Source organism: Psychromonas sp. 14N.309.X.WAT.B.A12, from assembly GCF_030397575.1.
Lineage (GTDB): Bacteria > Pseudomonadota > Gammaproteobacteria > Enterobacterales > Psychromonadaceae > Psychromonas.
Window position 1 is genome coordinate 680,648 of the sequence record NZ_JAPNXS010000001.1, and the last position, 7,192, is coordinate 687,839.

The following is a 7,192-nucleotide window of genomic DNA, read 5'->3' on the forward strand; positions in this document are numbered from 1 at the left end:
AATTGACTGAATTGGATAGCTTATGCGTTTAACAACAAAAGGCCGTTATGCGGTGACTGCAATGCTTGATCTTGCATTACACCCAGAACAAGGTCCTGTGTCATTATCAGATATTTCAGAACGACAAGGTATCTCATTATCTTATCTTGAGCAGTTATTTTCTAAACTTCGCCGAGTCTCTTTAGTAAAAAGTGTTAGAGGTCCTGGTGGAGGCTATCAATTGGGTCGTTCAATTGACGATATTTTTGTAGCACAAATTATGGATGCAGTTAATGAAGTCATTGATGCAACCGGATGTAAAAAAAGCGCAGATTGTAAAAATGGCGTCACTTGCTTAACACACTATTTATGGTGTGACTTAAGTGACCAAATACACGGCTTTTTAAGTAAAATTAGCTTAGGTGATTTGATGCGCCAACATGATGCTCAAAACAACGTGGCTGAACAAAGAATTGATAGTCAATTATTTACTATTCAAACTAGCGAAATGATTGGTTAGTTGGCAAAAAAGATAAAACGATTATTACCATCCTCCCCCCGACAAAGAGTGAGTTTTATATGACAGTGCAAGTAGAAATAGATGAAGCACTAGGAAGAGAATATGAAGCTGGTTTTATTTCTGATATCGAGTCAGAAACCTTTGAACCAGGTTTAGATGAAAGTGTTATTACGCGAATTTCTAAAATGAAAAATGAACCAGAGTGGATGCTAGAATGGCGACTAGGTGCATTTAGAGAATGGCTGAAGATGGAAGAGCCTGATTGGGCCTTAGTCGATTATCCTAAAATAGATTTTCAAGCTATCTCTTACTACTCTGCACCTAAAAGTATGAAAGATAAACCAAAGTCATTGGATGAGGTTGACCCTGAATTACTGCGTACTTATGAAAAACTAGGTATTCCTCTAATCGAGCAACAAATGCTCGCAGGTATCGCTGTTGATGCGGTTTTTGATTCAGTATCAGTTGTGACAACATTCAGAGAAAAACTACAGGAAGCAGGCGTTATTTTCTGCCCTATCTCTGAAGCGATTGTTGAATACCCTGAACTGGTTAAAAAATACCTTGGCAGTGTTGTTGGCCGTAAAGATAACTACTACTCAGCATTAAACTGTGCAGTATTTACTGATGGTTCATTTGTATACATTCCAAAAGGCACACGTTGCCCAATGGAGTTATCAACTTACTTCCGTATTAACGAACAAAATACAGGTCAGTTTGAGCGTACGCTTATCATTGCCGATGAAGGCAGTCACGTTAGCTACCTTGAAGGTTGTACTGCTCCACAGCGTGATGAAAATCAATTACACGCAGCGGTCGTTGAATTAATCGCGCTAGACAATGCAGAAATCAAATACTCAACAGTACAAAACTGGTACCCAGGCGATGAAAATGGCAAAGGTGGTATTTACAACTTCGTTACTAAACGTGGTATTTGCCATACCAAAGCTAAAATCTCTTGGACACAAGTTGAAACAGGGTCAGCGGTTACTTGGAAATACCCAAGCTGTATCCTAAAAGGCGATGACAGTGTTGGCGAATTCTACTCAGTTGCATTAACACGTGGTAGACAACAAGCAGATACAGGTACAAAAATGATCCACCTTGGTAAAAATACCAAGTCAACCATCATTACCAAAGGTATCTCAGCAGGTCGCAGTAATAACAGTTACCGTGGTCTAGTAAAAATGGCAGCGACTGCCGATGGCGCACGTAACTTTACCGAGTGTGATTCACTGTTAATCGGTGATAAATGTGGTGCACATACTTTCCCTTACATTGAAAGCCGTAACCCTTCTGCCATCGTTGAGCACGAAGCGACAACGTCAAAAGTAAGTGACGAGCAAATGTTCCTATGTCGCCAACGTGGTCTTGATCCTGAAAAAGCAGTATCGATGATCGTTAATGGTTTCTGTAAAGAAGTATTCAAAGAGCTGCCAATGGAATTTGCCGTTGAAGCAAGTAAATTATTAGAGATTAGCCTTGAAGGCTCTGTAGGTTAAGGATTATTAAGATGTCAGACAACAAAAGTTTATTAACAATTAAAGACGTATACGCAAGCATTGAAGAAAAGCAAATCATCAAAGGTTTTAATCTAGATATTAAACCAGGTGAAGTACACGCGATCATGGGACCAAATGGTGCTGGTAAAAGTACTATGGGCTATGTTTTATCAGGCCGTGAAGGTTACGAAGTAAATAGCGGTACGATCACTTTCAATGGTAAAGACCTACTAGAGATGGAAATTGAAGAGCGTGCTGCGGCAGGCCTATTCTTAGCATTCCAATACCCTGTTGAAATCCCAGGTGTAAGCAACTTAGAATTTTTAAAAGCCTCTGTTGATGCAATTCGTGAAGCAAATGGTGAAGAGCCAATCACTTCATCTGAACTATTAAAGCAAGCAAAAGAAGCTTGTAAACAAGTTGACTTACCGCTTGCATTCTTAAAGCGTGGCGTTAACGAAGGTTTCTCTGGTGGTGAAAAGAAACGTAACGAATTAATGCAAATGTTACTGCTTAAACCAAAACTATGTATTTTAGATGAAACAGACTCTGGTTTAGATATCGATGCATTACAAATGGTCGCAGCTGGTGTTAACAGCCAACGTTCTCCTGAGCGTAGCTTCATTGTTGTAACGCATTACCAACGTCTACTTGATTACATCAAACCTGATTTTGTTCATGTATTAGCTGACGGTAAAATCGTGAAAAGTGGTGACGCTTCGCTAGCACTAGAATTAGAATCTCAAGGTTACGCTTGGTTAGAAACTCACAAAGACGAAGACAACATTGAGGGTTAATAGATGAGCGAATGGTTAGAAAATGCCATCTCACGAGGGCAAAAAATAGACGATTGGTTAAACCCAAAACGTAGCCGTGCACTTGAACTTTTATCAACAACTAAATGGCCTACTCGTAAAACAGAAGCATGGCGTTACACACCACTGCGTGCAATTCAAAGCACTAAAGCAACACAGCTTGAAGTAGTAAGTGAATTAACGCCATTAGCAATTGCCGACCTATCTGCTATTGAATTAGTATTTAAAAATGGCAAGTTAGATAAAAGCGCATTAAGCGACACACTTCCAACAGGATTAACTGTCTCTTTAGGTAGTGAGTTAGCAGCTCAACAACAATTGCAAGCAATTGCTGACTTCTCTGAAGTAAAACCTGACCGTCATTTATTTGGTTTGGTGAATGATGCATTAGCACAAGATGTCGTGATCGTGAATGTTGAAGCAGGTGTTAAAGTTGAACAACCTTTACGTATTAGTTCACTATTAAGCCAAGGTGCTGAATCTCATACTCGTGTACAAGTGTCACTAGGCGAAGGTGCTGAACTAGCAGTGATTGAAGATGTACAAGCAGAAGGCGAAACATTGAATACCGCTTTCGTTGAATACTTTGTATCACCTAAAGCACACTTAGAGCACTACCGTTTTGCATTACAAACAGGAACTAATGTCTCTGTAGGTGGTTGTCACTTCAACATGTTAGATCATTCAACTATGCACAGTACTATCGTAGCATTTGGTAGTGACTTATCACGCTTAGATACTGACATCATTCACTCAGGTGAATTTGTAGATGCAAAATTAAACGCTATCTACCTGTTAGATAATAACGAGCTATTTGATCTTCATGCAACCGTTGAACACGCAATGCCAAACGGCACTACAGAAGAAAACGTACGTTGTATTGTAGGCGGTCGTGCTAAAGCAGTATTCAACGGTCGAATTCATATTCACCGTGACGCACAAAAAACCTTAGCTGAATTAAACAACCGTAACTTATTGGTATCAAAAACAGCTGAAATCAACACTAAACCAGAACTAGAAATTTATGCCGATGATGTACGTTGTGCCCATGGTGCAACGTCTGCAGAAGTTGATAAACAAGCTTTGTATTACTTGCAAACAAGAGGCATAAACCGCGCACAAGCGAATGTGATCTTAAACTTTGGTTTCATCAATGAATTAATTGATTTAATGCCAAATAAAGTACTCGCTGAATGGATTCGTCCAATAATTCGTGCACGCTTCTCTGCCATGAAAGTAAACTAAGTGAGAGTCTAATGAGTTTTGATGTATTAGCTATCCGCGAACAATTTCCAATTCTAAAGCGTCAAGTCAATGGTAAACCCTTGGTGTACTTAGATAACGCAGCAACCACACAGAAACCACAATGTGTGATTGATGCAATGGTTGATTATTACTCGAACAGTAATTCCAATGTGCACCGAGGTGCACACTTCCTTGCGGATCAAGCAACACGTGGCTTTGAAAATGCGCGTGATATTATCCAGCAATTTCTAAATGCGCCAAAACGTGAAGAAGTGATTTGGACAACCGGCACCACCGAAAGTATAAACATCGTAGCAAATGGTTTACGTACCCTACTTTCACCGGGTGATGAAGTCATTGCAACGGAAATGGATCACCATGCAAACCTAGTAACATGGCAACATGCTTGTAAAGAAGCAGGCGCAACGTTGCGTACCGTACCTGTGAACGATGCTGGTGAACTAGATCAAGTCGCTTATGAAAGCTTGCTCAATGAAAACACAAAATTCGTTGCTTTCCCGCATGTTTCAAACGTACTCGGTACAATCAATCCCGTTAAATCAATGACAGAAAAGGCTAAAAAAGTAGATGCCTTAGTATTAGTTGATGGCGCACAAGGTGCTGCACATGGTTGGGCTGATGTACAAGATATTGGTTGTGACTTTTACGCTTTTTCTGCACATAAAATCTATGGCCCAATGGGCATAGGTATACTTTGGGGGAGAGAATCTGTCCTTGAAAGTTGGCCTGTATGGCGTACTGGTGGTGAAATGATTGCCACAGTGACCTTGCAAGATGCTACCTGGAATGTATTGCCATACCGCTTTGAAGCAGGAACACCAAATGTAGGCGGTGCCATTGCCATGGGTGAAGCAGTACGTTGGTTTAGTGCATTAGATCAAGATGCAGTATTAGCACACGAACATGCATTACTTGCCTATGCCACTGAAAAAGCACAAGCATTTGAAGGCCTAACCATCATAGGTAACGCTAAAAATAAAATTGGTGTATTAAGTTTTGTACTTGAACAAGGCCACCCTGCTGACCTTGGGTTCTTACTTGATCAGCAAGGTATCGCAATCAGAACGGGCGACCTATGTGCACAACCTTTAATGACGCGCTTTAATGTGCCAGGCACTGCACGTGCTTCATTCTCTATTTACAATACATTTGATGATATTGATGCTTTATTTGTTGCACTCAACAAAGCAAAAACAATGTTGTCTTAGGAGTTATTAATGACCGTATCTGTATTTGATCCAACTGCTAATATTTTATTAACTGAAGCAGCAGAAAAATACTTCTCAGCACAAATGGCTAACAAGCCAGACAGTGTTATACGACTCAGTACCAAAGTGAGCGGTTGTACCGGCTTTGCTTACGTACTAGAAATCGAAGACCAACCTGCTGAAGACGATATTATTATCAAATTTTATGATTTTGATATCGCTGTCGCAGCTAAATCAATGATGATGATAGCCGGCACAGAGATAGATCTTGTTACCGAAGGTATTAATCAAGTTGTTAAATATAACAACCCTAACGTTGTAGCTGAATGTGGCTGTGGCGAAAGCTTTAATGTGAGCTAACTGATGCAAAAGATGGTAGTAACACAACGCGCTTGTGCAGCGCGTAGAGTCCCAACTGGCGAACCAACCATTATTCCTGAAGGAGAGTTTATCTCCATTAATCAGAGCCTTGGTGGTAACTATACAGTGACTTGGATGGGTAACATGTTGCGCATCGATGGTACCGATGCATCAGCAATTGGCCAGCAATCTGAAGTCTTGGAGTTTGAAGACCTTGGCAAAGATGAGATTGATGAAGATCAGGTATGGCAAGCACTAGATGGCATATACGATCCAGAAATCCCAATTAGTTTAGTTTCTTTAGGTCTAATCTACAAAGTATCAGTAGAACAAAGTAACAAAACTGTCTCGATCGACATGACTTTAACCGCACCTGGATGTGGCATGGGCCCAGTACTTGTTAGCGACGTTGAATATCGTGTAGCAAAAGTACCCAATGTTGACAATGTGAAAGTTGAATTACTCTTTGATCCACCTTGGTCAAGAGAAATGATGAGTGAAGAAGCCCAATTAGAATCTGGTATGTTCTTCTAACCTCTTTCACCACTGCACATAATCCAATATAATAAATCGCACTTAGCTAGTTGTTTTATAAACAAGTTAACTGCGATTTTTTTTACGCTGTCTATAAAGTATAAATATTAGAGGTATCATGTCATTACCAACAACAGAAGAGATCATTGAAGATTTAACATTTTTCGACGACTGGGAAGATAAATATAAGTATATTATTGATTTAGGGAAACAACTCCCCGCTTTTGATGATAAGTGGCACACCTCTGAACGCCTTGTAAAAGGTTGCCAAAGCAATGTTTGGATCCAACCTGGTACCGAAGGCGAACTACTCACCTTCTCAGTAGACAGTGATGCCATTATCGTACGTGGATTACTTGGACTAGTACTAGCAGCATTTGATCATAAAACGCCCCAAGAGATTGTAGATTTCGATATCTCAGCTTACTTCCAAGCCCTAGACCTAGAAAAACACCTCAGCCCTACTCGCGGCAATGGTTTACGCTCAATCGTAGGTCGCATTCAAAACATCGCGCAGGCGGCAGTTTAACTCTAATCATGTACTAGTTTATAAAGTAAGGTTTTGTCCTTATGGAAAGCCTTACTTTATTTATAATCTAAGGAATATTTTTCTGTATTCCTACTTTGTTCTAACTATAATAATTAGATTAAATAACTAGCCCTCTTTTTAAACTTTATTATTCCGAATTTAATAATGTCTAGATAGGAATAATTCTTCTATATAAAAAACGGTGTAATCTGTTTTACTAGCGATTGTTACATTAATTAATAAGTCGAATAAATACTCATTATTTGCTATATTACGCGGCTAACGAATATTTATCGGTTTTACACGGATTTCTATAGGTCCTTTTATCTTATGATTTAAGCGCTTATAAAATTTTATTAATAATAAATAGTCGTTTTATTAATTAATATTTCGGAGTTGTAAAATGAAAGTTCGTGCATCCGTAAAAAAAATCTGTCGTAACTGCAAAGTTATCAAACGCCACGGTGTGGTGCGAGTTA

Annotated in this window: 9 protein-coding genes; all 9 read left to right on the forward strand. The window is 39.5% G+C overall.

The features are described from left to right. The first annotated feature begins 22 nt into the window (after nt 1-22). Nucleotides 23-499, forward strand: coding sequence for a Fe-S cluster assembly transcriptional regulator IscR (iscR, locus tag OW492_RS02965; RefSeq protein ID WP_290038311.1), 477 nt, complete (start codon nt 23-25; stop codon nt 497-499). A gap of 65 nt (nt 500-564) precedes the next feature. Beyond that, complete coding sequence (gene sufB / locus OW492_RS02970) at nt 565-2,001, forward strand: Fe-S cluster assembly protein SufB (RefSeq protein ID WP_290038338.1); 1,437 nt, start codon at nt 565-567, stop codon at nt 1,999-2,001. A gap of 11 nt (nt 2,002-2,012) precedes the next feature. After that, nucleotides 2,013-2,798: a Fe-S cluster assembly ATPase SufC gene (gene sufC / locus OW492_RS02975; RefSeq protein ID WP_290038312.1), complete on the forward strand. Its 786-nt coding sequence runs from the start codon at nt 2,013-2,015 to the stop codon at nt 2,796-2,798. A gap of 3 nt (nt 2,799-2,801) precedes the next feature. Continuing rightward, nucleotides 2,802-4,061 carry a SufD family Fe-S cluster assembly protein gene (locus OW492_RS02980; RefSeq protein WP_290038313.1) on the forward strand — a complete coding sequence of 420 codons (1,260 nt, stop codon included), beginning with the start codon at nt 2,802-2,804 and terminating at the stop codon, nt 4,059-4,061. Between the two features lie 11 nt (nt 4,062-4,072). Continuing rightward, a complete protein-coding gene (locus OW492_RS02985; RefSeq protein WP_290038314.1) occupies nt 4,073-5,290 on the forward strand; it encodes a SufS family cysteine desulfurase in 1,218 nt (405 codons plus the stop codon). 9 nt (nt 5,291-5,299) lie between these two features. Further along, nucleotides 5,300-5,650, forward strand: coding sequence for an iron-sulfur cluster assembly accessory protein (locus OW492_RS02990; protein WP_290038316.1), 351 nt, complete (start codon nt 5,300-5,302; stop codon nt 5,648-5,650). After that, a complete protein-coding gene (gene sufT / locus OW492_RS02995; RefSeq protein ID WP_290038340.1) occupies nt 5,651-6,184 on the forward strand; it encodes a putative Fe-S cluster assembly protein SufT in 534 nt (177 codons plus the stop codon). A gap of 118 nt (nt 6,185-6,302) precedes the next feature. Next, nucleotides 6,303-6,713, forward strand: a complete 411-nt coding sequence (locus OW492_RS03000; RefSeq protein ID WP_290038318.1) for a SufE family protein — start codon at nt 6,303-6,305, stop codon at nt 6,711-6,713. A gap of 403 nt (nt 6,714-7,116) precedes the next feature. After that, nucleotides 7,117-7,192 (forward strand): 50S ribosomal protein L36 (gene rpmJ / locus OW492_RS03005; RefSeq protein WP_290038341.1); only part of this gene is annotated, 76 nt, incomplete at its 3' end.

Bases quoted from the DNA above. Each gene is read 5' to 3' on its own strand.
- OW492_RS02980 (WP_290038313.1), top strand. From the start codon at position 2,802: ATGAGCGAATGGTTAGAAAATGCCATCTCACGAGGGCAAAAAATAGAC.
- OW492_RS02990 (WP_290038316.1), top strand. From the start codon at position 5,300: ATGACCGTATCTGTATTTGATCCAACTGCTAATATTTTATTAACTGAA.
- OW492_RS02985 (WP_290038314.1), top strand. From the start codon at position 4,073: ATGAGTTTTGATGTATTAGCTATCCGCGAACAATTTCCAATTCTAAAG.
- sufC (WP_290038312.1), top strand. From the start codon at position 2,013: ATGTCAGACAACAAAAGTTTATTAACAATTAAAGACGTATACGCAAGC.
- iscR (WP_290038311.1), top strand. From the start codon at position 23: ATGCGTTTAACAACAAAAGGCCGTTATGCGGTGACTGCAATGCTTGAT.
- OW492_RS03000 (WP_290038318.1), top strand. From the start codon at position 6,303: ATGTCATTACCAACAACAGAAGAGATCATTGAAGATTTAACATTTTTC.